Below are 22,084 nucleotides of genomic sequence, written 5' to 3' on the forward strand. Positions count from 1 at the left end.
CAGGAGCCGCCCGCCGCCACCGGCGACCCTAGGCTCGCGGCATGCGCGTACTCGTCACCGGCGGCGCCGGGTTCATCGGATCGCACGTGGTCTCCGCCCTCGCCGAGCGGGGGCACGAGACGGTGGTGCTGGACGTACGGGACGAAGGGCCGCCCGGTCGTACGTGCGACGCGTACCACCGGGGCGACGTGCGGGACCGCGACGCCGTCGCGGCGGCCCTCGCCGGCGTGGACGCCGTCTGCCACCAGGCGGCGATGGTCGGCCTCACCGAGGACTTCGCCGACGCGCCCGCGTACGTCGGCGTCAACGACCTCGGCACCGCCGTGCTCCTCGCCGCCATGGCCGACGCGGGAGTGCGGCGCCTGGTGCTGGCGGGGTCGATGGTCGTGTACGGGGAGGGGCGCTACGACTGCGCCGCGCACGGCCCCGTACGGCCGCGGCCGCGGGCGGCGGCGGACCTCGCGGGCGGGCGCTTCGAGCCGCGGTGCCCGCGCTGCGGCGCGGAGTTGGCGCCGGGCCTGGTGGCGGAGGACGCGCCCGTGGACCCGCGGAGCGTGTACGCGGCGACGAAGCTGGCGCAGGAACACGTCGCGGGCGTGTGGGCGCGCGTCACGGGCGCGCGTGCGGTGTCGCTGCGCTACCACAACGTCTACGGCCCCGGGATGCCCCGCGACACCCCGTACGCGGGCGTCGCCTCCTTCTTCCGCTCCGCGCTGGCGCGCGGCGAGGCGCCGCGGGTCTACGAGGACGGGGCGCAGCGGCGGGACTTCGTCCACGTACGGGACGTCGCGGAGGCCAACGTCCGGGCGCTGGAGGCGGTGTACGGGGACGGCGCGGCGGCGGGGATGCTCACGGCGTACAACGCGGGCAGCGGGGACGTGCACACCGTCGGCGAGCTGGCGACGGCGCTGGCCGCGGCGTACGGCGGTCCCGCGCCGCGGGTCACGGGCGAATACCGGCTGGGGGACGTACGGCACATCACGGCGGACTCGGCGCGGCTGCGGGCGGAGCTGGGGTGGCGGCCGGCGGTGGGGTTCGCGGAGGGCGTGACGGAGTTCGCGAAGTCCCCGCTGGGAGCGGCGACCTGAGGCATCCGCCGCCGGCCGCGGGGCGGGCGACCGCGGATCGTCAGCCGGTGGCCGCGGGCAGGGTGACCTCGAAGCGGCAGCCGCCCGGCACGTTGCGCACCTCCGCCCGCCCGCGGTGCGCCTCGACGATCCCGCGCACGATCGCAAGGCCCAGCCCGGCGCCCGCGGGCGGCACCGGAGTGCGGGCGTGGTTGCCCCGCCACCCCGTGTCGAAGACCCGCGCCAGGTCCTCCTCCGGGATCCCGCCGCACTGGTCGGTGACCGAGACGACGACCGCCGCGCCCTCCCGCTCCCGTACCGCGACGGTGACCGCGACCGTGCCGTCCGCGGGGGTGCGGCGGATGGCGTTGACGAGGAGGTTGCCCAGCACCCGGGTCATCTCCTTGCCGTCGACCTCCACCGGCACCGCCGCCGCCGGCTCCGGCGGCTCGCCGACGAGCCGTACGCCGCGCTCGCGCGCCAGCGGATCCGCGCCCGCGAGCGCGTCGCCGACGAGGTCGTGGACCGACATCCGGGTGGGCGTGAGCGCGAGGGCGCCCGCGTGGATGCGGGAGAGTTCGAAGAGGTCGCCGACCATGGCGTCGAGGCGCTCGGTCTCGGCGCGGATCTGCCGGTGGTAGCGGCCCGGGTCGGCGGCCATGCCGTCCTCCAGCGCCTCCGCCATGGCGCGCAGCCCGGCCAGGGGCGTCCGCAGATCGTGCGAGATCCACGCGACCAGTTCGCGCCGGGAGGCGTCCAGCGCCCGCTCCCGCTGCCGGGACTGCGCCAGCCGCTCGGCGGTCGCCGCCAGTTCCCGGCTGAGCGCGGCCAGTTCGGCGGTCGCGCCGCCCGCGGGGGGCGCGAAGGAGCCGCCCGCGTCGAAGGCGTGGCCGAACGAACGGGTCGCGGCGGCCAGCGCGTTGCTGCGGGCGACGACCCAGCGGCCGAGGAGGACGGCGGTGGCGAGGGAGACGACGGCGGCCATGAGGCAGACGATGCTGACGACGGTGAGGTCGTGCCCGGAGAGGAACATCTCGCGGGCGACGGCGAGGGTGCCCAGCAGCATCGCTGTGACGGCGGTCGCGGCGACGACGGAGACGGAGACGACGAGGGAGCGGTTGCGCAGCAGGCGCAGGGCGACGGCGCCGAGGAGGCCGGCGACGGCTGCGCCGAGGAACGCGAAGGCGGCCATGAGGAGGATGTCGTTCACGGACGGCCGCCCCCCTCGGTGCCGTTCTCGGGGGCGGTGGCGGTGCGGGCGGCGGGGCCGGAGCCGGGCTCCGGGGGCTTCTCGCCGTCGTACGCCCCGTCCCGTACCGCGGCGTCGAAGCGGTACCCGACGCCCCAGACCGTGGTGATCAGCCGGGGTCTGGCCGGGTCGTCCTCGACCTTGCCGCGCAGCCGCCGTACGTGCACGGTGACCGTCGACAGGTCGCCGAACTCCCAGCCCCACACCTCCCGCATCAGCTCCTCCCGCCCGAACACCCGCCCCGGGTGCCGGAGGAAGTGCGCGAGCAGGTCGAACTCCCTCAGGGTCAGCGCCAGCTCGGCCCCGTGCTTGGCGGCCCGGCGCGCCGCGGGGTCCACGGTGAGCCCGGCGCCGCTCAGTTCGCCGCCGCGGGGTGCCGCGGCGCGGCTGCGGCGGAGCACGGACTCCACGCGCAGCACCAGTTCGCGCGGGCTGAAGGGCTTGGTGACGTAGTCGTCGGCGCCGAGTTCGAGGCCGAGGATGCGGTCGTCCTCGTCGCCGCGGGCGGTGAGCATGATCACCGGTACGGGGCCGGCGGCGCGCAGCTTCGCGCAGACCTCCAGGCCGTCCATGCCGGGCAGCATCAGGTCGAGCACGACGAGGTCGGGGCGCGCGGAGGCGGCGGCGGCCAGCGCCTGCGGGCCGTCCTCGACGCGCTCGACGGCGTAGCCGGCGCGGTCGAGGTAGCCGGCGACGACCTCGGCGACGGTGGGGTCGTCGTCGACGACGAGTACGCGGGCCGGGCCGTCCGGCGGCCGGGTCCTGGCGGGCGGGACGAGGTCCATGGCGCCAGCGTGGCACGGCCGGGCGACGGTGGGCGGGGGCCGAACGGATGGCGGCGGGCGACGTCCGTGATTCGTAAGAACCGCTCGTCCGCTATGCGGCTTTTGCGCTCGTAGGGTGGTGGCCATGACCGACGTCGTACTCCCCTGTCTGGACGAAGCCGGGGCGCTGCCCCGGGTGCTGGCCCGGATCCCCGCCGGCTGGCGCGCGATCGTGGTCGACAACGGCTCCACGGACGGCTCGGGCGACCTCGCCCGCGCGCTCGGCGCCACCGTCGTGCACGAGCCGCGGCGCGGCTTCGGCGCCGCCTGCGCGGCGGGCCTCGCGGCGGCCACGGCCGAACTGGTCTGCTTCTGCGACTGCGACGGCTCGCTGGACCCCGGCCTGCTGCCCCTGCTCACCGACCGCATCACGGCCGGCACGGCGGACCTCGTCCTCGGCCGCCGCCGCCCGACCGCGCGCGGTGCGTGGCCCCTGCACGCGCGGGCGGGCAACGCGGCGCTGGGCCTCATGCTGTACCGCCGCACGGGGGTACGGCTGCACGACCTGGGCCCGATGCGGGCCGCCCGGCGGGCGGCGCTGCTGGATCTCGGGGTGGCCGACCGGCGCAGCGGGTACCCGCTGGAGACGGTGGTACGGGCCGCGGACGCGGGGTGGCGGATCGCGGAGCTGCCGGTGCCGTACGCGCCGCGGACGGGGAAGTCGAAGGTGACGGGGACGTGGCGGGGGACCTGGCAGGCGGTCCACGACATGAGCGGCGTCCTCCGGGGCGACCTGCGGCGCGACCTGCGGTCCGCACCGGATGTCCTGCGGACGGCGCCGGGAGGTCACGGGGGCACGGCCGGGCCGGAGGCGGTGGCCGGAGCCGGTGCGGGCGTGCGTCCGGAGGCGGGTGGGGGAACCGGGGGAACGACTGCTGCCGGGACGGGGCCGGGTGAGAGCGCGGGTGGCGGCGGCGCAAGCGCGCGTGCGGGCGTAGCCGCGGGGTCGGGTGCGGGCTCCGGTGCCGGGGCGGGATCCCGGTCGGGTTCCGGCCGTCCGGAGAGCGACGGCGCCGGTACCCGGGCGTCCGGGGCGGGCGGGACGGTACGTCGTTCCGGCGGCGGTGTCGCCGCGGGTGACCGGGGTGCGGGGGGCGCGCGGTGAGCAGCGGGGGCGTCACCGTACTCGTCATCGCGAAGGAGCCGCGCCCCGGCCGGGTCAAGACCCGGCTCACCCCCGCGTACACGCCCGCCGAAGCCGCCCGGCTCGCGGAAGCCGCGCTCGCCGACACCCTCGCCGTCGTACGGGACCTGCCCGTCCGGCGCCGCGTGCTCGTCCTCGACGGCGCTCCCGGGGACTGGCTGCCGCCCGGCTTCACCGTCGTACCGCAGGTCACCGGCGGGCTCGACGAGCGGCTGGCCGCCGCGTTCGGCGGCTGTACGGGCCCCGCGCTGCTCGTCGGCATGGACACCCCCCAACTCACCGCCGCCCTGCTGGCGCCCGCCCTCGCCGGGGACGCCTGGTCGGCCTGCGACGCCTGCCTCGGCCCGGCGCAGGACGGCGGCTTCTGGGCGCTGGGGCTGGCCCGGCCGGACCCGGAACTGCTGCGGGGCGTACCGATGTCGACGCCGCACACGGGTGCGGCGCAGCATCGGCGGCTGCGCGAGGCGGGGCTGCGCGTACGGGAGTTGCCGCCGCTCCGCGACGTGGACACCCCGGCGGACGTCCCGCCGGTCGCCGAAGCCTCCGCCCCGGGCAGCCGCTTCGCCGCCACGGCCCACCGCCTGGACGCCTGGACCCGCGCGGCCCGTGCGGCCACCGCACCGGGCGCCGCGGCACCGGACGGCGCCGCGTTGCACCCCGCGGCGGCGGACCGTGCGGCACTCGACCGAGCCGCCGGATGACCTCGCCCCCACCCCGCCACTCACCCGACCCCGCCCCGCCGGGCCCCGCGGCCTCCCGCCCCGGCGCCCGCCGGCCCCTGCCCCACCCCGCGGCTCCCCCGCCCCGCCTCGACGTCACCGACGACGCCTGGGACCGCGCCGATCCCTACGCCCGTGCCCTGCGCAGCGGCGCCGGGCCGCTCTTCCTCCGGCGGCGCGACGGGTGGCTGCTGCCGCTCGACGTGGAGCGGTGGTGCGGGGTGCCCGACGGGGGTGACGTGACCGTGCTGCGGCGGTGCACCGGGCCCGTGCTGGACATCGGCTGCGGGCCCGGCCGCCTCGTCGCCGCGCTGGCCGCGCTGGGGCGGCCCGCGCTCGGCGTCGACGTCAGCTCCGAGGCCGTCGCGCACGCCCGGTCGCGGGGCGCCGCCGCGCTGCGCCGGTCGGTGTTCGAGCCGCTGCCCGGCGAGGGCCGCTGGGGCACCGCGCTGCTCGTCGACGGCAACGTCGGCATCGGCGGCGACCCCGCCGCGCTCCTCGCCCGCGCCGCCGCGCTGCTGCGCCCGCGCGGGCGGCTGGTCGTTGAGGTCGCCGCGGACGACGACGTGGACGAGCGCGTGCACGTCCATGTCACGGACGGAACCCCCGGCACCCCCGGCACCGGCGGCACCCCTCACGCCGCCGCGGGCCGCCGCCCCGAGCGCGCCCCCTTCCCCTGGGCCCGGGTCGGGCTGCCCGCCCTGCTCAGGTACGCGGCGGCGGGCCGCTGGCGGGAGGAGGACCGCTGGACGGCGGGCGGGCGGCGGTTCGCCGCGCTGCGAGCACCAGGGCCGACGCCGCGAACAGCGCGGCGGTGATGAGCAGCCAGCGGTACAGGAAGGCGTCGGCGGGCAGCGCGGTGACGGTCTCGTAGCGGCCCACCTGGCGGGTGATGAGCGGGAAGTAGACGAGGAGCAGCAGCCCGGAGACGGCGGCGGGGAAGCGCACGTAGTTCACCAGCCGCGGGCCCAGGACACGCTGGGCGCCGCGGTCGGCGAGGGAGTACAGGGGCAGCAGCGCCAGGTCGTGCAGCACCGCCGCACCCGCCAGCCACAGGGCGACGCCGAAGGGGTCCTTGCCGAAGAGGCGGACGCCGGCGTAGCCGGTGAGCGCGAAGGAGGCGAGGAGGAGGGCGAGGGTGGGGAGCGGCCCGGGCGCGAGCAGACGGCGTACGGGCCCGGGGGCGGCCCGTGCCGTACGCGACCCGCCCGGTCCGCCCGTGCCGCCCGGCCCGCCCGTTCCGTTTTCCGGCCGGCCGCCCGCGCTCACGGCAGCTCCCCGAACGTCAGCCTCGTGACCCACTTCGTGTTGTGCACCCCCGGGTTCGCCGGGACGATGATCCGCGCCGGGTACCCGTGATCGCGGGACAGCGGCGCGCCGTTGACGTGGAGCGCCAGCAACGACCGCGGATCGCGTACCTGGTTGGCCCGGAGCGACGCCGCGCGGAACGCCCCCTTCTGCTGCGCCGACTCCGCGAACACCCCGTCCCCCTCCCCCGCGCCCGCCAGCGCGGCCAGGTCCGCGAGCCGGACCCCGCGCCACAGTTGGTCGTCCGTCGACCAGCCCTCCACGCACGCGATCGGCAGCGCCGCCGTGTGCTGCGGCAGCGCCAGCAGGTCCGCCCGGGTGAGCACCGTGGGGCGGCCGTCCCCGGCGCGTACGACCAGGCGCCAGCGCCCGCCGATGTCGGCGGGGTCGATGCCGAGGTCCGCGGCGGTCTTGTTGATCTGGAAGCCGTTCGGCCCCTCACCCGGGTCCGCGCCGCCGTGCGGGGCGAGCAGCGCGGTGCGGCGCAGCGGGCCGCCGATGCTCTGCCCCGCGGTGACCGCGACCAGGCCCAGCGACCCGGCGCCCACCAGCGCCGCGGCCCCGCGCCGCGAGATCGTCGGCGGCGCGGGTTCCGTGGCCCGCAGCTCGTCCATGCCGCGGTCGTGCAGCCCGCGGCGGAGCTTGCCGACGCGGGTGGCGAGGTGGACGGCGAGGGCGCCGAGGAACACCCAGGCGCCGTAGAAGTGGAGGGTGTAGAAGGAGCCGGGGAAGACGTAGAAGAGCTGCATGTTGAGGATGCCGGTCGCGAACTCGAAGAGCCCGCTGCCCACGAGCAGCAGCGTCGAGCCGCGCTCCAGCGCGTGCCGGGCGGAGCGCACTGGCGGCCAGGCGAAGAGCCGCGGCAGGACGGACCAGAGCTTCGCCAGCAGGACGGGGACGAGGGCGACGCCGAGGGTGACGTGGACGCCCTGGTTGAGGCGGTAGAGCCAGTGCGGGTCCGTGGGCCAGGAGAAGAGGTAGAAGCCGAGGAGGCCCTTGCCGGGGGTGGTGTCGTTGCCGGGGAGGCCGGGGTTGTAGGCGGCGTACGACAGGAAGCCGGTGAGCAGCATGAGGGGCAGCCCGGCGAGGAGGACCGTGCCGAGGAGCGCGGTGAACCACGGGCCGCGCAGCGGGCTGCGCCAGAAGGCGGGGCGGAACGGTCCTGGCGGGGGCACGGCGGCCCCCGGGGCGGTGCCGGGGCGGGGGGCCGGCGGGCGTACGGCGGGCATGGACCGACCGTAGGCCGCGGATACGCCCGTATCACCGCACCGACTCCTGACGAAAGCGTGACGTCGCCGCGCGTTCCCGGCGCGGGTGCCCCGCGGCTGCCTAGCGTGACGGCGTGACCTCCTCGCCCATCCGGCCGCCCGCCGCAGGAGCCGTGCCCGCCCCCGGCGCCGGGACGGGGGCCGGGACCGCCGCCGCCGTCCCCGCCGCAGGGCGCCGCTGGGACCTCCTCGCCGCCGTCCTCGCCGCCGCGGCGATCGCCGCGGCCGTGGTCATCGGGCGGGCCCTCAACGGCTACGACATCCTCCACGTACGCTTCCCGCCCCTGTCCGCCGTCTGGCTGCCGCACTACGGGCCCGGCACCCCCGCGGCGCTCGCCGTGGCCGCCGCCGTCGTCGCGTACGGGCCGCCGCTCGCCGACCGGCTCCCGTGGCGGCGGCTGCTGCTGGCCACCTGGGCGGCGGGCATGGCGTGGATCTGGTCGCTGGCGCTGGTCGACGGCTGGCAGGAGGGGGTCGCGGACCAGCTCACGGCGCCGAACGAGTACGCCCGGCCGGAGACCGTCGCCCGCTTCGCCGACCTGGGGCACGCCGTACGGACCTTCACCGACCACATCCTCATCCAGACCCCCGGCAACTGGCCCGCGCACATCGCCGGGCACCCGCCCGCCGCGATCCTCACCTTCGTCGGCCTGGACCGGGCGGGGCTGGGCGGCGGGGCGTGGGCGGCGGTCTTCTGCATCACGGCGGGCGGGTCCGCGGCGGTCGCGGTGCTGGTGGCGCTGCGGACGCTGGGCGGCGAGGAGCGTACGCGGCGCGCGGCGCCGTTCCTGGTGCTGGGGCCGTGGGCGGTCTGGGCCGGGGTGTCGGCGGACGGCTACTTCGCGGCCGTGGCCGCGTGGGGCCTGGCGCTGCTGGCGCTCGCGGCGACGGGGACGGCCCGGCGCCCGGCGGTGGCGGCGGCGGGCGCGGGGCTGCTGCTGGGGTGGGCGCTGTACCTCTCGTACGGGCTGACCCTGCTGGTGCTGCCGGTGGCGGCGGTGCTGGCGTACGCCGCCCGCGGCGGGCGGCGGGGCGCGGTGCTGCGGACGGCGGGATGGGCGGCGGCGGGCGCGCTGCCGGTCGCGGTGGCGTTCACGGCGGCGGGCTTCTGGTGGTGGGAGGGGTACGACCTGCTGCACGAGCGCTACTACCAGGGCTTCGGCGGAGAGCGCCCGTACGGCTACTGGGTGTGGGCGAACCTGGCGGTCGCGGCGCTCAGCGCGGGCCTGGCGGCGGTGGCGGGCACGCGCCGCGCGGTACGCACCGCCTGGCGGCGCGGCGCCGGGCGCTCCTCGGCGTACGCCCTGGCGGTCATGGCGGTCGCCGGGCTCGCCTGCCTCGTGGCGGCCGATCTCTCCGGTCTCAGCAAGGCGGAGACGGAGCGGATCTGGCTGCCGTTCACGCTCTGGCTGCTGCCGGCCGCCGCCCTGCTCCCGGCCCGCGACCACCGGGCGTGGCTGACGGCGCAGGCGGCGGTGGCGCTGGTGGTGAACCATCTGCTGGTCACGAGCTGGTAGCCCTCCGCCCTTCCCACCCCCGTCCGGATGTCAGTGGTACGGCGTACCGTCGTACATATGTGCCGAAGCATCAAGACCCTGCGCCCCCCGTACGCCGACACCGTCACGGACGACGACATGCGGGCCGCGGCGCTGCAGTACGTACGGAAGATCTCCGGATTCCGCCACCCCGCGCCGCACAACGCCGAGGCGTTCGACAAGGCGGTGGAGGAGATCGCCGCGTCGACGCAGGAGCTCCTGGACTCGCTCGTCGTCCGGGGCGGCAAGGGGGCGGCGTAGCCGTCAGCCGGCCGCGGAAGGCCCGGTTGCGTGCTCCTGCCCTGCCTGCGCCTGCCGCACCGCCGCCCGACCGCCCGACGTCCGCCCGCCGGGCGTCGATCATCACGTACCAGTGAGGAGGATCCTTGGCCCGCACCGCCCGTAGCCCGCGCACCGTGCTTGTCACCGGAGGCACCAGCGGCATCGGCCGCGCCATCGCCGCACGGTTCGCCGCCGACCAGGACCGGGTCTTCCTCACCGGACGCCATCCCGACACCGTCGCACGGGCCGCCGAAGAGCTGGGCGTGCACGGCGTGACGTGCGATGCGACCGATCCCGGGCAGGTCGCGGCACTCGCCGCCGGGTTCGGCGAACTGGACGTCCTGGTCAACGCGGCCGGCGGCCTGCCCCAGGCGGCGCCCGAGGGCGTACCCGCCCTGGAGGCGGTCCTGGCCCAGTGGCACTCCAGCCTGGCCCAGAACCTGCTCGGCGCGGTCCTGACCACCACCGCGGTGCGGGACAAGCTCACCTCGGGCAGCTCCGTGATCAGCATCGGCTCGATCGGCGCAGAGCGCCGGGGCGGCTCGTACGGTGCGGCGAAAGCGGCACTGGCCGCCTGGAACGCCGCCCTCTCCAGGGAACTCGGCCCGCACGGCGTGACAAGCAATGTCATCTCCGCGGGCTATATCGCCGGCACCAACTTCTTCCAGGGCCGGATGACCGACGAACGCCACGACGCGCTCGTGCAGGAGACACACGACAAACGCCCCGGCACAGTCGAGGACATCGCCGAGACGGCGTACTTCCTTGCCTCCCCGGGCGCACGGCACCTCACCGGCCAGACCATTCACGTCAACGGCGGAGCCTTCACCACGCGGTGACGTCCCGGCTACGCGAGTTCGTGAAAGAACTCCGTGCCGTAGGTGACGCACCACCCGTCGGCGACGAGGTCGCGGGCGACGTCGATCAGCGCCGTGCGTCCCGGCGATCCGTCCTCGCTCCACAGTGACCAGTTCGCGGAGACCGCCAGTTCCACCAGGCCGTAGTTCGAGGCGTGCAGCGTGATCGGCGCGCGCGCTCCGAACTGCCGCATCTCGCGGGTCGGCCCGGCGACCCAGGCGGTTCCCTCCCGCCACCGGAGGGGCACGTTCGCGACCGCGCGGACCTCGGCGGCATGCAGGGCGACATGTGCGGTCGCATCCGGTGCGTACGGGCCGGGGACCAAGGCGCGCGTGGCGTTGAACCACAGGTCCGTCCAGCCGACGTCGTGGGTGCCGGGCGCGGGAGAAGCCTGCGCCTGCGCACGTTCCAGCCAGGACTCGATCACCTCGGCGGAGAGCTCCGGGACCGGCTCGACGACCGGGTCGACGTGCCAGGGGTCGAGGACGTCGAGTCCCTGCCGGTCGGTGGGCCGGGCCGCCGCGCGCTCGTGGATGAACCAGTGCGGGCGCTGCGGTCTGACCTCGATGTCCGGATAGCCGACCTCGCGGTCGAGGCAGCCGATGATGGCCTCCGCACTGAGAGGCCGGATCAGCGGCCAGAGGCGCCGGATGCCGTGCACGAGCCGGCCGAGGGTGGACACGGCCGGCTCTGCCCCCGGACTCGGAAGAGGCTCGTCGAACGTCAGCGTCGGCCCGCCGTCCTTGTGCTCGCGGACCACCTCTACGCCCCCACGCCCGGCGCCGTGGCGGCGGCCGGGCAGATGTCGGGCCGGCTGACGCTGACCATGGCGCGCAGCGTACCGCCGCATGTCCGGGGCCGGTCCCGGGCGGTACGGGCCGGGGGCCCGCCCCCTGGCGCGAGTACCGGGGACCAAGGGGCGGGAGTTCAGTGCCCGGGGTGTCGGCGGAGGAGGACGTTGGCGTCACTGACGGCGGACAGGTCCCCCGACGCGCGGGCCGCCGTCCGCCCCGCGGCCAACTCGGCACACCGCCCGCATCCGGCGACGGGCTCGGGCTCCACGAGCGGCCACGCGTCGGGCAGTTGCACCGGCTCCGCCATCCGCGCCCACGGCCCGTCGCTCACGGCCGCGCCCTCCGCGGCAGCGGCGCGGTCACGGTGATCCGCCCGCGGCCGGGTTCGCGGTCGTCCTCGCCACCGGTGGTCATGCAGTACCCACCGGCCTGGTGGACTCCGAGCCGCAGAATGGCGCTGCCCTCCCGGTCCCGGCTGATCCGGTCCCACGAGTCGACCAGGCACACGGAGCGGGCGGCGGCCTGCCGCATGGCGTAGGTCATCGCGTCCCACTGCGGCCGCGGCCAGTTCGTCAGCGCATGATCCCCCCGATCGACCCACTCCCCGGCAACCACCCACCCCCGCTCGCCGGCGTACCGGCGGCATCGCGCTATGCGCTCGTCCAGAGCGGCGGTGGCCAGGGTGGCGTGCCGGTCGTAGAGAAACGCGAGTGTGGGCCGGGCGGCTGTGCCCGGGGCAGGGGTGTCCATGACGCTCACCTGTCGTCGGTGATCAGATCGTCACCGACCGTAGAAGCGCCGCTGGTGTGGTCACCATGGCAGTCCGGCAGGAGGAGGCCCGGAACTCGTAAGTCCGCAGATCAGAGTGGTAGTCGAACGGTGTCCGCCAGCTCGCGCATCTCCGGTGTGAGCGTGCGGCGCCGTTTGACCACCTGGCCGAGGATGTCGCGGGCGAAGCGCTGGTTCGGCAGCCACTCCGGCGACTGCTTGCGGACGTCGGAGAGGACGCCCACGGCCTCGGCGTACTGACGCTGCCGGGTGTGGGCATGCGCGACGGTGAGGAGATGGCGGTTGCCGTTGCTCTTGGTCACCGCCTGCAACGCCGTCGTGGGGAGCCGTTCGGCCCGCTTCAGCACCAGGTCCGGCCGGTCGCTGATCGACTCGTTCTCCGCCAGCTTCAACTGCACCGTCACGGGGCCGAAGGTCCGGATGACGTCGATCCTCGGCGCGTACTCCCGGCCCATCGCCACCGCCGCGGCGTGCGCGAGCCGCAGCGCGTCCTCGGCTTCGCCTGCGCGGTTGTCCCGGATGGCGGCCGCCGAGACGCGGACGAGCATCCACCCCCACGCCGCCAGCTCCGTCATGGTCGCGCGCGAGAGGCGCGGCTCCATCTCGTCGGCCCACCGCGTGGCCAGTTCGCGCGCCTCGGCGAGCCGGCCGCGGCGGAGCAGCAGCCAGCACTGGGCGTTGGCCGTGGCCACCGCTTGCAGGCGATCGCTCGCGTCGTCCAGCGACCGCTCCAGCGCGATGTCCGCGGCGTCGAACTGGCGGGTCTGCGTCATCAGCCACCCGGCCAGTTGCAGGACACGGATCCGCACCGCGCGGCCCTCGACGCCGAGTTGGGCGACGGCATCGGCGTCGCGCAGCATCGACGGCAGCAGAGCGCCCAGCTCGGCGAACTTGCCGCCGACGACGAGGGGCTGAGCGGCGGTGAGAGCGTCCCGCAGGCCCTCGATCGTGGGCGGCTCGTCCAGCGTGTCGACCGGGGCGAACAGCGCGTTCCGCACCGGCGCCCACCGGTCCTCGGCGGCGGCGGGCGCCTTCTCGGCTTCCTCGTGCGCTGCCAGGAGGGACGTCGTCGGCACCCGCAACGCGCGGGCGAGCGCGTGCGCGGTCTCCATGCGCGTGTCGGTGAGTTCGCCCTGCTCCAGTTTCGAGACGAGCGACAGCGAGACACCTGCTCCTCGGGCGAGTTCCTTCTGCGTCAGCCCACGGCGCTTCCGTACCGATCGCAGGCGGTCGCCGATGTGCTCTTCGGGATGGTCGGGCATGCTGACTCCCGTTCTGAGACGACACCAGAACCGTACCCGCGGGACACCCCGCGATTACCCCGCAAACGGCCCCCGCCCGCGGACGGTTACGCCACCGCGCCCGGGCCCTCCAGGACCAGCATCACGTGCTCGTCCTCCCCGTTCCACTCCGAGCCCGTTTGCTGGAAGCCCAGCCGCTTCAGCAAGCGGACCGAGCCCTCGTTGCCCACGTACGGGTCCGCGTACAGGGGGCGGTTGGGTTCCAGGGCCAGGAACGCCGCCACCGCGCGGGTGCCTATGCCGCGGCCCCAGAACTCCCGGCCGAAGACATAGCCCAGGAACCGGCGGTCGCCGTCCCACCACGCCACCACGTTCCCCGCGACCTTCCCGTCGACCTCCACCGTCTGCACCAGGCCCGTCGGGTCCCCCAGCACCCGCTCCCGCCAGTGCGGCATGAAGCGCTCCCGCTCGCGCGGCGGGAAGTGGGACCGGCGCACGTTCTCCGGGTCGTGCTCGTGCGCGAAGAAGACCTCCAGGTCCTCCTCCGCCACATCTCTCAGCAGGATGTTCTCCGTCATGCCGCCGAGTCTCGCACCCCCCACTGACATCACCGCCCCGCCCTTGCTGAAGCCATGAATCACTGCTTCAATCCTTCCTATGCCCTACCGCCGCACCCCCGCCGTCCAGGCGCGGATGGACGGCCGGCGGGACGCCGTCCTCGGCGCCGCCCGTGCGCTGCTGGCCGACGAGGGGTACGCCGGGTGCACCGTCGCCGCCGTCGCCGCGCGGGCCCGTATCGCCACCGGCAGCGTCTACCGGCACTTCCCCAGCAAGTCCGTGCTCGCCGTCGAGCTGTTCCGCAGCGTCGTCACCGCCGAGGTCGACGCCGTGTCCGCCGCGGCCCGCAGGCCCGAGGACCCCGCCGAGGGGGTCGCCGCCGCCGTGGAGACGTTCGCGCGCCGGGCGCTGGCCAGTCCGCGGCTGGCGTACGCGCTGCTCGCCGAGCCCGTCGACACCGCCGTCGAGGCCGAACGGCTCGTCTTCCGGCGGGCGTTCCGCGACGTGTTCGCGGCCCGTATCGCCGAGGGCACCGACAGCGGGCGGCTGCCGCGGCAGGATCCGCTGCTGACCGCCGCCGGTCTCGTCGGGGCGTGTGCGGAAGCCCTCATCGGGCCGCTGTCCGGCGCGACCGGGAGCCAGGCGGAAAGCCCGGAGGCCCCCGGGCCCCACACCCCCGCGCACCTCGTCGCCTTCACCCTGCGAGCCCTGGGAGTCCCCCATGCCGACCACCCATGAGGTCACCAACCAGCCCCCGCCCCTCACCTCCTACGACGTCTCCGCCTACCCCGCCCTCCTGGAGTCCCTCCGCGCCCACGGCGCCTCCTGGGCCGAGGACGAGGTGCGCGAACTCGGGCTCCTCGCGGGCGGGCCGCAGGCCCAGGAATGGGCCCGCAGCGTGGAGGAGCAGCCGCCCGTGCTGCGTACCCACGACCGCTACGGGCACCGGATCGACGAGGTCGAGTTCCATCCGCACTGGCACGACCTGATGCGTACCGCCGTCGGCCACGGCCTGCACGCCGCGCCCTGGCGGGAGCGCACCCCCGGCGCGCACGTCGCGCGCGCCGCGAAGCTCTTCGTCTGGGGCCAGACCGACGCCGGGCACCTGTGCCCGGTCTCCATGACGTACGCCGCCGTGCCCGCGCTGCGCACCGCGCCGGACCTCGCCGCCGCGTACGAGCCGCTGCTCACCTCCGCCGCGTACGACTTCGGGCTGCGCCCGCCCACCGCCAAGTCCGGCCTCATCGCGGGCATGTCGATGACGGAGAAGCAGGGCGGCTCCGACGTCCGGGCCAACACCACCCGCGCGGTGCCGGCCGGCGACGGCGACGGGCTCTACGCGCTCACCGGGCACAAGTGGTTCACCTCCGCGCCCATGTCCGACGTCTTCCTCACCCTGGCCCAGGCGCCCGGCGGGCTGTCCTGCTTCCTCGTCCCGCGCGTGCTGGCGGACGGCACCCGCAACGCCATCCAACTCATGCGCCTGAAGGACAAGCTCGGCAACCGCTCCAACGCCTCCGCGGAGATCGAGTACGAAGGGGCGGTCGGCCATCTCGTCGGCGAGGAAGGGGAGGGTGTGAAGACCATCATCAAGATGGTCAACATGACGCGGCTCGACTGCGCCCTCGCCACCGCGGGCGGGATGCGCCTCGGCGTCGTCCAGGCGCTGCACCACGCCGAGCACAGGCGGGCGTTCGGCGCGCGGCTCGCGGACCAGCCGCTGATGGCGAACGTGCTCGCCGACCTCGCCGTGGAGGCCGAGGCGGCGACGGTGGCGGGGATGCGTCTCGCGGGCGCCGTCGACCGCGGCGAGACGGGCGGGGCCGACGAGCAGGAGGCCCTGTTCCGGCGGATCGGGCTCGCCGTCACCAAGTACTGGGTGTGCAAGCGCGGTCCGGCGCACGCCGCGGAGGCGCTGGAGTGCCTGGGCGGCAACGGGTACGTCGAGGAGTCCGGCATGCCGCGGCTGTACCGGGAGGCGCCGCTGCCGTCGATCTGGGAGGGCTCGGGCAACGTCGCCGCGCTCGACGCGCTGCGCGCGATGGCCCGCAGGCCGGAGACGGTGACGGCGTTCTTCGCCGAGGTCGGCGCCGCGGCGGGCGCCGACGCGCGGCTGGACGCGGCGATCGGGCGGCTGCGGAAGGACCTGGCGGACGTGACGGCGGTGGAGTACCGGGCACGGCGGGTGGTCGAGTCGATGGCGCTGGTGCTCCAGGGCGCGCTGCTGCACCGGCACGGCGACGCGGCGGTGGCGGACGCCTTCTGCGCGAGCCGCCTCGCCGGCGACGGCGGCCTGGCGTTCGGCACGCTGCCACCGGGTGCGGACACGGACACGATCCTCAAGCGGGCCCGCCCGACGGGCGGCGAATACGGCAGGAGCTGAGGGGCGGAGGGTCCGTACGGTACGGGGCACCGCCCGCGTGGCTCGTACCGTACGGAGCCGGAGTCCCCGCCGACGTGACGCCCGGGAACGGGCAGACGATGTCAGAGGCCGGATTGAATGTGTCCGTGACCGTCTACGATGCGGCCCGTTTGCTTCCCGCCATCGCCGGCTCGGCTATCCGCAGCCCTCCTGAGGACTGGCGCCGGTTCTCGTTCCGATGTCCCGAGCCCCGTGCGGCCGGCGAGTTCACGGAAATCGTGGGTGCACCCGGGAAACGGTGCTGACACCGTGGGAGTCATGAGAGCAGAAGGAACGTCACCGGAACCGGAAGCCTCCGTGCAGAGCGGGTTCACGTCCCTGGGTGAGGTGGCGTGCCGTTATCAGGCGGATGACATACGCGCGGAGGATCTGCCGATGATCGCTGCCGAGGCGCTCGCAGCCGGACTGGACACCCCGGCCTTGTGCGAGCTCGCCGGTTGGCCCCGGAACGCCAATACCCACGATATTCGCGACACGTTCGAGCACGCACTTGCCGAGTCCGGGATCAGGCTGCCGGATCGGGGCCTGGCACGACGCCACGCTCTGCGCCGGATGGCGGCAAGGCTCGTCGATGGAGAGACGACTCCCGCTGATCTGGCGAGGGACGACTGGTGGGAGACGGAGGCCGAGACCGAGGCGGAGCGATCGTTCGTGGCGCTGATCCCGCAATGCGACTGCTGCATCGAGTACACCCTGGGGCTTGACCAGCAGACGTGGGCGGCCCAGTTGCGGGAGGCTGCCCTTGCCCTGACGTCGTCTCCGCCGATCGGTCCCGGCTGCTGACTCCGCCGCCCGGCGAGTACGGCACCCCCCCCGCCCCCTGCCCCGTGCGGGTCAACTCCCGTTCACCGCGGGCACCCTGTGCAAGTCGTCGCGGCCGGTCGATACTTCGGTCCATCCTGCACGCCGCACCAGGGGAGGGACCCTTGTCCGCCTACTCCAGACGCCGCGCCGTCGCCACGTTGTCCGCCGCCGTCGCCGGCGGCGCGCTCGCCGGGGGGCTTCCCGCGTACGCCCAGGCCGCCGAGCACGGTGCCGGCGGCCGGGGGCGCGGGCCCGCGCCGCTCAAGCGGGCGCACGCCCACAACGACTACCTCCACGAGCGTCCGCTTCTCGACGCGCTCGACCACGGCTTCGCCAGCGTCGAGTCGGACATCTGGCTGGTCGACGGGCAGCTCCTCGTCGCCCACGACGAGGCGCAGCTCGATCCGGCCCGTACGCTCCAGGCGCTCTACCTCGACCCGCTGGCCCGCCGCATACGGGCCAACGGCGGCCGCGTCTACAAGGGCCACCAGCTCACCCTGCAACTGCTCATCGACCTCAAGACCGCAGGCGACCCCACGTACCGCGCGCTCTCCGAGGTGCTGCGCGGCTACGGCTCGATCTTCAGCTCCGCCAGCGGCGGCAAGGTCCGCCGCCGCGCGGTGACCGCCGTCATCTCCGGCGACCGCGGCGCCCGCGCGCCGATGGAGGCCGAGAGGCTCCGCTACGCCTTCTACGACGGCCGCCACGACGACATCAACTCCGGTGTCCCCGCGTCGTTCATCCCGCTCATCAGCGGCAACTGGAACTCCAGCTTCACCTGGCAGGGCACCGGCACGATGCCGGCCGCCGAGCGCGACTGGCTGAACCTGATCGTCCACACCGCCCACCGGCAGGGCCAGACCATCCGCTTCTGGGCCACGCCCGACGCCGCGGGCGAGGCGCGCGACAACATATGGCGCACGCTGCTCGACGCGAACGTGGACTGGATCAACACCGACGACCTCGCGGGCCTGCAGACCTTCCTCCGCAAGCACGACGCCTGACGCCCCGCCCGCCGGGCCGCGGCTCTCACACGACGTACGCCCCCTCCCGCGCCGCCACCGCCGCCGCCTCGGCGGCGCGGTCGGCGGCGGCGGGGTCGAGGGGGTCGCCGCTGGCGAGGAGGCGGTAGTACAGGGGGGCGGAGACGGCGCGGATCACCTCGTGCGGGTCGGTGCCCGCGGGGAGTTCGCCGCGGGCCACCGCCTGCTCGACGCAGGGGGCCCACTCGGCGATGCGGATCGCGTAGAACCGGTGCAGGGCCGCCGCCGTACGGCCGTCGCAGGTGGCCGCCGCGATCACGGCGCGGAACAGCGCGCCCTGCCGCGGGTCGGTGAGGGTGCCGAGCACGAGGCGGGCGTTGGCGCGCAGGTCGCCGAGGAGGGTGCCGGTCTCGGTACGCGGTACGGACTGCTCCGCCATCTCCGCGAGCAGGTCGGCGACGAGCCCGGTGGCGGAGCCCCAGCGGCGGTAGACGGTGGTCTTGCCGACCTCGGCGCGGCGGGCGACGTCGGCGAGGTCGAGGTGGGCGAAGCCTTCTTCCGCCAGGGCGTCCCCGGTGGCCCGGAGGACCGCCGCGCGGACCCGGGCGGTGCGGCCCCCGGGCCTGAGGGTGCCGGGATCCGGCTCGGGCTCGGAACTCATTAACGGGTCTCCAGTTTCATTAGTGCCGCATTCTCTGCTACCTTCGGCTTCAGCTTAACGGGACACGAGTCCTGTTAGCCCGCCCGAAGGGAACCTCCATGTCCGTGCTCGACAAGGCCGCCGCACCCCCGGCCCCCGCCCTCCGCATGACCGGGCGGCAGAAGCTCGTGCTCACCCTTCTCCTCGGCGCCCAGTTCATGGTCGCGGTGGACTTCTCCATCCTCAACGTCGCCCTCCCCGTCATCGGCGCGGGGCTCGGCTTCCCGCTCGCGCACCTCCAGTGGATCGCCACCGCCTTCGCCCTCGCCGCCGCCGGCTTCACCCTCCTCTTCGGCCGGATCGCCGACCTCTTCGGCCGCAAGCGGCTCTTCCTCGGCGGCATGGCCCTCCTCGGCCTCTCCTCCGTGCTCGGCGGCCTCGCCACCTCCCCCGGGATGCTGCTCGTCGCCCGGGTACTCCAGGGCCTGGCCACCGCCGCCGTCACCCCGGCCGGGCTCTCCCTGCTCACCACTGCGTTCCCCGAGGGCCCGCTGCGGCAGCGCGCGCTCGGGCTCAACGGGGCCCTGATGTCCGCCGGGTTCACCGCGGGCGCCGTGCTCGGCGGGCTCCTCACCGACCTGCTCTCCTGGCGCTGGGCGTTCCTCGTCAACGTGCCCGTGACCGCCGCGATCCTCGCCGTCGCCCCCGCCGTCATCGCCGACTCCCGGCCCGCGGGCCGGCCCCGGCTCGACCTCCCCGGCGCGGTCACCGTCACCGGCGGGCTGCTCGCCGTCGTCTACGGGCTCACCCACGCCGGCGAGGCCGGCTGGACCGAGCCGGTCACCCTCGCCGCGCTCGGCGCGGGCGCCGCGCTCCTCACCGCGTTCCGGTTCGTGGAGAAGCGGGCGGAGAAGCCGCTGGTGCCGGTACGCATCCTGCGCCGGCCCACCGTCGTGTGGGGCAACGCCGCCGGGCTCGTCGCCTTCCTCACCGAGACCTCCCTGGTCTTCCTCCTCACCCTCTACCTCCAGGAAGTCCTCGGCTACACCCCGCTCGCCACCGGCCTCGCCTTCGGCGTCCTGGGCCTGGGCACCGTCCTCGGCGGCACCCTCGGCGGCCGGGTCGTCGGCCGCGTCGGCAGCCGCGCGGCGATCGTCTACGGCGGCGCGGCCCAGGCCGCCGCCACCGCGGCGCTGCTCGCGCTCGGCACCTCGGGCGGCTGGATCTGGCTGCTGCTGGCCGCGACGTTCGCCGGCGGGGTCGGCAACATGCTGATGATCGTCGGCTTCATGGTCACCGCCACCTCGGGGCTGCCCGATTCCGAACAGGGCCTGGCCACGGGCCTCGCCACGATGACCCAGCAGGTCGGCATCACCATGGGCATCCCGGTGATGAGCGCCATCGCCACCACCCGCATCACCGCCGCCGACGGCACCGGCCCCGAGGCCGTGCTCGACGGGGTCAGGACCGCGGTCGGCGTCAACGCCGCGCTCGTCCTCGCCGGAGCGCTGGCCGCGGGGGCGCTGCTCGGCCGCCGGCGGCGGGCGGCGCCGCAGACCCCGTCGCGATGAGTCGCGTACGCGGGCGGGCGGCCGGTCCGTACGCGGACGCGCCCGGATCGGCCCGTACGCCTGCGCGCCCCGATCAGGCCGCCCGCGGGGTCAGCACGCGCTCCACCGCGTCCCGCGTCAGCTTCCGCAGCGCCGCCGCGTCGTCCAGGTCGTTGCCCACGACGAGGCCGTCGCGCAGCACCAGCAGGAGGTCCGCCGTGCGCTCGGCGTCCGGGTGGCCGTCCGCGGCCAGCAGGTCCCGCATCAGGCCGCGGAACCAGCGCCGGTAGTCCGTCACCGCGCGGCGCACCGGGTGGTCCGGGTCGGGGTATTCCGCGGCGGCGTTGATGAAGGGGCAGCCGCGGTACCCGGGGCCCGCGCCGGCCTCGCCGATGACGTCGTAGACGGCCAGCACCGTGGCCCGCGGGGCGGTGCCCACGAGGGCCGCGGCGGCCTCCTGCTGGCGCCGGCACTGGTCGGTCACGTACGCCGCGACCAGGTCGTCCTTCGTACGGAAGTGGTGGTAGAAGGTCGCCTTCGCCACCCCGGCCTCGGCGATGATCCGGTCCACGCCCACCGCGTGCACGCCCTCGGCGTAGAAGAGCCGCGTCGCGGCGTCGAGGACGCGGCTGCGGGCGGGAGGCTTCGGTGGTGCGGTCACGTGTTGACGGTAGCAGACAGGTCTGTCTAGTCTGAGCGGGCCATCAGACAGACCTGTCTGTTCGATTTGGACTCCCGGAGAGGCACCTCCCATGAGCGTTCTCTACACCGCGGTCGGCACCGCCAACGGCCGCGACGGCCGCGGCGTCAGCTCCGACGGCAAGCTCGACGTCACGCTCGCGCCGCCGCGGGAGCTGGGCGGGACCGGCGAGGGCACCAACCCCGAGCAGCTCTTCGCCGTCGGCTACGCGGCCTGCTTCACCAGCGCCATGGGCGTCGTCGCCAAGCGCATGGACCTCGACGTCTCCGACGTCTCGACCACCGCCGAGGTCGGACTCGGCCCGAACGACTCGGGCGGCTTCGCGCTGGAGGTGACGCTGCGGGTGGAGATGCCGGACGACATCCCCGCCGAGCGCGGCAAGGAGCTGCTGGAGGCGACGCACCAGGTGTGCCCGTACTCGAACGCGACCCGGGGCAACATTCCGGTACGGCTCGTCGTGGAGTGATCCCGGCGCGCCGTCGCCAAATCGGGGCGGGCACGCACCTAGCGTGACGCCGTGTCAACTAAACGTTATCTCCCGCCCCGAAAGCGGCGCACCGCCGTCGCCGTTGTCCTCGCCGCCCTGCTCGCGGCCCTCGCCGGAGCGAGCACGGCGGGCGCGGCCAGCGCCGTGTCCGCCGCGCCCTCCGTGTCCGCCGCGCCCGACGCGTCCGCCGCGTTCGCCACCGCCGCGGGACCCTCTGCCGCGGGACCGCCCGCCGCGCACGCCCGGCACGCCCCCGCCGCCCGCGCCGCGCCCGCCGAGCCGGCGCCGCCCTCGTACCGCGTACGCGAAGGCGACACCCTCACGGCGATCGCCCGCCGGCTGGGGGTGCCGCTGGACCGGCTGTACGAGGTCAACAGGTCCGTGATCGGCCCGGACCCGGACCTGCTGCGGCCCGGCCAGATCCTGCGCGCGCCCGCGCCCGGCTGGACCGCCCCGGTCGATGTCGAATACCGGATCTCCGCGCCCTACGGCCTCCCCGGCGACGCCTGGATCGCCGGCCACCACACCGGCGTCGACCTCGCCGTCCCCACGGGCACCCCGGTGTACTCCGTCGGCCCCGGCGAGGTCCACAGCACCTCCGCCGAGGGCGCGTACGGCAATCACATCCTGATCCGCATGGCCGACGACCACTACGTCCTCTACGCCCACCTCGACCGGATGTCCGTCGCCCCGGGCGACCGCGTCGAGGGCGGCACCCGCATCGGCGACTCCGGCAACACCGGCAACACCACCGGACCGCACCTGCACTTCGAGGTGCGCACGGGCACCGACTACGGCACGGACATCGACCCCGTCGCCTACCTCGCCAAGTACGGCATCGACATCTGAGACACCCGCACGC

24 protein-coding genes and 1 pseudogene are annotated in these 22,084 nt (G+C 75.3%); 14 read left to right on the forward strand and 11 right to left on the reverse strand.

Annotation, left to right across the window (positions count from 1 at the left end):
* Positions 1-41: 41 nt before the first annotated feature.
* Entirely contained in the window at positions 42-1,088 is a 1,047-nt protein-coding gene (locus DMB38_RS14710) for an NAD-dependent epimerase/dehydratase family protein (RefSeq protein WP_125935571.1), read from the forward strand.
* A gap of 40 nt (positions 1,089-1,128) precedes the next feature.
* Here DMB38_RS14710 and DMB38_RS14715 read toward each other — a convergent pair whose 3' ends face one another.
* Both DMB38_RS14715 and DMB38_RS14720 read right to left on the reverse strand, forming a co-directional pair.
* Positions 1,129-2,277, reverse strand: a complete 1,149-nt coding sequence (locus DMB38_RS14715; protein ID WP_125935572.1) for a HAMP domain-containing sensor histidine kinase — start codon at positions 2,275-2,277, stop codon at positions 1,129-1,131.
* Entirely contained in the window at positions 2,274-3,101 is an 828-nt protein-coding gene (locus DMB38_RS14720; protein WP_125935573.1) for a response regulator transcription factor, read from the reverse strand. The genes DMB38_RS14715 and DMB38_RS14720 overlap by 4 nt, the downstream gene beginning before the upstream one ends.
* Positions 3,102-3,225: 124 nt before the next feature.
* Between DMB38_RS14720 and DMB38_RS14725 the strand changes: the two are divergent.
* The 3 genes and pseudogenes from DMB38_RS14725 to DMB38_RS14735 form a co-directional block, all read left to right on the forward strand.
* Positions 3,226-3,864: pseudogene (locus DMB38_RS14725) on the forward strand (glycosyltransferase family 2 protein); the annotation flags it as partial.
* Between the two features lie 377 nt (positions 3,865-4,241).
* Entirely contained in the window at positions 4,242-4,985 is a 744-nt protein-coding gene (locus DMB38_RS14730; protein WP_125935574.1) for a DUF2064 domain-containing protein, read from the forward strand.
* Positions 4,982-5,821: a class I SAM-dependent methyltransferase gene (locus DMB38_RS14735; protein WP_125935575.1), complete on the forward strand. Its 840-nt coding sequence runs from the start codon at positions 4,982-4,984 to the stop codon at positions 5,819-5,821. The genes DMB38_RS14730 and DMB38_RS14735 overlap by 4 nt, the downstream gene beginning before the upstream one ends.
* On the opposite strand, the gene DMB38_RS14740 is transcribed toward DMB38_RS14735, so the two are convergent.
* Positions 5,709-6,272 carry a hypothetical protein gene (locus tag DMB38_RS14740; protein WP_125935576.1) on the reverse strand — a complete coding sequence of 188 codons (564 nt, stop codon included), beginning with the start codon at positions 6,270-6,272 and terminating at the stop codon, positions 5,709-5,711. The genes DMB38_RS14735 and DMB38_RS14740 overlap by 113 nt on opposite strands.
* Entirely contained in the window at positions 6,269-7,540 is a 1,272-nt protein-coding gene (locus DMB38_RS14745; RefSeq protein ID WP_125935577.1) for a molybdopterin-dependent oxidoreductase, read from the reverse strand. Before DMB38_RS14745 ends, DMB38_RS14740 begins: the two co-directional genes overlap by 4 nt.
* Before the next feature lie 152 nt (positions 7,541-7,692).
* Here DMB38_RS14745 and DMB38_RS14750 point away from each other — a divergent pair, with 152 nt between their 5' ends.
* The 3 genes from DMB38_RS14750 (at position 7,693) to DMB38_RS14760 (ending at position 10,235) form a co-directional block, all read left to right on the forward strand.
* A complete protein-coding gene (locus DMB38_RS14750; protein WP_125939039.1) occupies positions 7,693-9,096 on the forward strand; it encodes a hypothetical protein in 1,404 nt (467 codons plus the stop codon).
* A 57-nt stretch (positions 9,097-9,153) separates the two neighbouring features.
* On the forward strand, positions 9,154-9,375 hold the full coding sequence (locus DMB38_RS14755; RefSeq protein ID WP_027773651.1) for a DUF2277 domain-containing protein: 222 nt from the start codon (positions 9,154-9,156) through the stop codon (positions 9,373-9,375).
* A gap of 155 nt (positions 9,376-9,530) precedes the next feature.
* Entirely contained in the window at positions 9,531-10,235 is a 705-nt protein-coding gene (locus tag DMB38_RS14760) for an SDR family oxidoreductase (RefSeq protein WP_240662237.1), read from the forward strand.
* 8 nt (positions 10,236-10,243) lie between these two features.
* Here the strand turns inward: DMB38_RS14760 and DMB38_RS14765 are convergent, their stop codons facing one another.
* From DMB38_RS14765 to DMB38_RS14785, 5 genes are all read right to left on the reverse strand, one after another.
* Positions 10,244-11,014, reverse strand: a complete 771-nt coding sequence (locus DMB38_RS14765; RefSeq protein WP_125935579.1) for a hypothetical protein — start codon at positions 11,012-11,014, stop codon at positions 10,244-10,246.
* Positions 11,015-11,181: 167 nt separating this feature from the next.
* A complete protein-coding gene (locus DMB38_RS14770; protein WP_125935580.1) occupies positions 11,182-11,379 on the reverse strand; it encodes a hypothetical protein in 198 nt (65 codons plus the stop codon).
* A complete protein-coding gene (locus DMB38_RS14775) occupies positions 11,376-11,798 on the reverse strand; it encodes a recombinase family protein (RefSeq protein ID WP_125935581.1) in 423 nt (140 codons plus the stop codon). Before DMB38_RS14775 ends, DMB38_RS14770 begins: the two co-directional genes overlap by 4 nt.
* 110 nt (positions 11,799-11,908) lie before the next feature.
* The gene (locus DMB38_RS14780; RefSeq protein WP_125935582.1) at positions 11,909-13,099 is read right to left on the reverse strand and encodes a helix-turn-helix transcriptional regulator; all 1,191 of its coding nucleotides are present in this window, start codon (positions 13,097-13,099) and stop codon (positions 11,909-11,911) included.
* 86 nt (positions 13,100-13,185) lie between these two features.
* Complete coding sequence (locus tag DMB38_RS14785; protein ID WP_206337694.1) at positions 13,186-13,656, reverse strand: GNAT family N-acetyltransferase; 471 nt, start codon at positions 13,654-13,656, stop codon at positions 13,186-13,188.
* Between the two features lie 79 nt (positions 13,657-13,735).
* On the opposite strand from DMB38_RS14785, the gene DMB38_RS14790 reads away from it, so the two are divergent.
* From DMB38_RS14790 to DMB38_RS14805, 4 genes are all read left to right on the forward strand, one after another.
* Positions 13,736-14,374: a TetR/AcrR family transcriptional regulator gene (locus tag DMB38_RS14790; RefSeq protein ID WP_125935583.1), complete on the forward strand. Its 639-nt coding sequence runs from the start codon at positions 13,736-13,738 to the stop codon at positions 14,372-14,374.
* Entirely contained in the window at positions 14,358-16,019 is a 1,662-nt protein-coding gene (locus DMB38_RS14795) for an acyl-CoA dehydrogenase family protein (RefSeq protein WP_125935584.1), read from the forward strand. The genes DMB38_RS14790 and DMB38_RS14795 overlap by 17 nt, the downstream gene beginning before the upstream one ends.
* A 297-nt stretch (positions 16,020-16,316) precedes the next feature.
* The gene (locus tag DMB38_RS14800; RefSeq protein WP_125935585.1) at positions 16,317-16,841 is read left to right on the forward strand and encodes a hypothetical protein; all 525 of its coding nucleotides are present in this window, start codon (positions 16,317-16,319) and stop codon (positions 16,839-16,841) included.
* 143 nt (positions 16,842-16,984) lie between these two features.
* Complete coding sequence (locus DMB38_RS14805; RefSeq protein ID WP_125935586.1) at positions 16,985-17,866, forward strand: phosphatidylinositol-specific phospholipase C/glycerophosphodiester phosphodiesterase family protein; 882 nt, start codon at positions 16,985-16,987, stop codon at positions 17,864-17,866.
* 25 nt (positions 17,867-17,891) lie between these two features.
* On the opposite strand, the gene DMB38_RS14810 is transcribed toward DMB38_RS14805, so the two are convergent.
* The gene (locus DMB38_RS14810; RefSeq protein WP_125935587.1) at positions 17,892-18,506 is read right to left on the reverse strand and encodes a TetR/AcrR family transcriptional regulator; all 615 of its coding nucleotides are present in this window, start codon (positions 18,504-18,506) and stop codon (positions 17,892-17,894) included.
* A 98-nt stretch (positions 18,507-18,604) separates the two neighbouring features.
* Here DMB38_RS14810 and DMB38_RS14815 point away from each other — a divergent pair, with 98 nt between their 5' ends.
* Entirely contained in the window at positions 18,605-20,056 is a 1,452-nt protein-coding gene (locus DMB38_RS14815) for an MFS transporter (RefSeq protein ID WP_125935588.1), read from the forward strand.
* Positions 20,057-20,129: 73 nt separating this feature from the next.
* Here DMB38_RS14815 and DMB38_RS14820 read toward each other — a convergent pair whose 3' ends face one another.
* The gene (locus DMB38_RS14820) at positions 20,130-20,696 is read right to left on the reverse strand and encodes a TetR/AcrR family transcriptional regulator (protein ID WP_125935589.1); all 567 of its coding nucleotides are present in this window, start codon (positions 20,694-20,696) and stop codon (positions 20,130-20,132) included.
* A gap of 91 nt (positions 20,697-20,787) precedes the next feature.
* On the opposite strand from DMB38_RS14820, the gene DMB38_RS14825 reads away from it, so the two are divergent.
* Both DMB38_RS14825 and DMB38_RS14830 read left to right on the forward strand, forming a co-directional pair.
* Positions 20,788-21,201, forward strand: a complete 414-nt coding sequence (locus tag DMB38_RS14825) for an organic hydroperoxide resistance protein (RefSeq protein ID WP_125935590.1) — start codon at positions 20,788-20,790, stop codon at positions 21,199-21,201.
* Positions 21,202-21,252: 51 nt separating this feature from the next.
* Entirely contained in the window at positions 21,253-22,071 is an 819-nt protein-coding gene (locus DMB38_RS14830) for a peptidoglycan DD-metalloendopeptidase family protein (protein ID WP_240662238.1), read from the forward strand.
* The last annotated feature ends 13 nt before the right edge of the window (positions 22,072-22,084 follow it).

The organism is Streptomyces sp. WAC 06738 (assembly GCF_003945505.1).
In the GTDB taxonomy this organism is placed as follows: Bacteria; Actinomycetota; Actinomycetes; order Streptomycetales; family Streptomycetaceae; genus Streptomyces.

What these genes read in the sequence shown, in the direction of transcription:
- DMB38_RS14735 (WP_125935575.1), top strand. Translation starts at nt 4,982, where the DNA reads ATGACCTCGCCCCCACCCCGCCACTCACCCGACCCCGCCCCGCCGGGC.
- DMB38_RS14825 (WP_125935590.1), top strand. Translation starts at nt 20,788, where the DNA reads ATGAGCGTTCTCTACACCGCGGTCGGCACCGCCAACGGCCGCGACGGC.
- DMB38_RS14745 (WP_125935577.1), bottom strand. Translation starts at nt 7,540, where the DNA reads ATGCCCGCCGTACGCCCGCCGGCCCCCCGCCCCGGCACCGCCCCGGGG.
- DMB38_RS14800 (WP_125935585.1), top strand. Translation starts at nt 16,317, where the DNA reads ATGAGAGCAGAAGGAACGTCACCGGAACCGGAAGCCTCCGTGCAGAGC.
- DMB38_RS14810 (WP_125935587.1), bottom strand. Translation starts at nt 18,506, where the DNA reads ATGAGTTCCGAGCCCGAGCCGGATCCCGGCACCCTCAGGCCCGGGGGC.
- DMB38_RS14720 (WP_125935573.1), bottom strand. Translation starts at nt 3,101, where the DNA reads ATGGACCTCGTCCCGCCCGCCAGGACCCGGCCGCCGGACGGCCCGGCC.
- DMB38_RS14780 (WP_125935582.1), bottom strand. Translation starts at nt 13,099, where the DNA reads ATGCCCGACCATCCCGAAGAGCACATCGGCGACCGCCTGCGATCGGTA.
- DMB38_RS14815 (WP_125935588.1), top strand. Translation starts at nt 18,605, where the DNA reads ATGTCCGTGCTCGACAAGGCCGCCGCACCCCCGGCCCCCGCCCTCCGC.
- DMB38_RS14775 (WP_125935581.1), bottom strand. Translation starts at nt 11,798, where the DNA reads ATGGACACCCCTGCCCCGGGCACAGCCGCCCGGCCCACACTCGCGTTT.
- DMB38_RS14755 (WP_027773651.1), top strand. Translation starts at nt 9,154, where the DNA reads ATGTGCCGAAGCATCAAGACCCTGCGCCCCCCGTACGCCGACACCGTC.
- DMB38_RS14710 (WP_125935571.1), top strand. Translation starts at nt 42, where the DNA reads ATGCGCGTACTCGTCACCGGCGGCGCCGGGTTCATCGGATCGCACGTG.
- DMB38_RS14785 (WP_206337694.1), bottom strand. Translation starts at nt 13,656, where the DNA reads ATGACGGAGAACATCCTGCTGAGAGATGTGGCGGAGGAGGACCTGGAG.
- DMB38_RS14790 (WP_125935583.1), top strand. Translation starts at nt 13,736, where the DNA reads ATGCCCTACCGCCGCACCCCCGCCGTCCAGGCGCGGATGGACGGCCGG.
- DMB38_RS14795 (WP_125935584.1), top strand. Translation starts at nt 14,358, where the DNA reads ATGCCGACCACCCATGAGGTCACCAACCAGCCCCCGCCCCTCACCTCC.